This is a genomic window from Legionella sp. ST3F1, assembly GCF_048553315.1.
GTDB lineage: Bacteria > Pseudomonadota > Gammaproteobacteria > Legionellales > Legionellaceae > Tatlockia > Tatlockia donaldsonii.
Genome location: NZ_JBLZIO010000102.1, coordinates 1 through 229, shown reverse-complemented (window position 1 = coordinate 229; position 229 = coordinate 1). Strand labels below are relative to the sequence as shown.

Genomic DNA, 229 nt, shown 5'->3' with positions numbered 1-229 from the left:
CCTCTCTAGGAGTGAAAATAGGTGAGGTTAACTGTATTGAACTTACTGAAGATAACAAGAGAAATAAAGTCCGTATCCCCATTTATGTGCGATTTTTTGTTAACAGGAACTACAGTTTTAGCCAAGACCCGGCCCATTGATGGAATTCTTCACTATTCAAGTGATTTGGAGATTGATTCATCATTAATTGTTTTTTCTTTATGTAATCAGGAAGAGTTACGCTATCAAT

General features: G+C 35.4%; 1 protein-coding gene. It reads right to left on the bottom strand.

From position 1 onward, the window contains the following. Nucleotides 1-109 precede the first annotated feature (109 nt). Nucleotides 110-181, bottom strand: coding sequence for a hypothetical protein (locus ACN4Z1_RS16095; protein ID WP_419423073.1), 72 nt, complete (start codon nt 179-181; stop codon nt 110-112). Nucleotides 182-229: the final 48 nt, after the last annotated feature.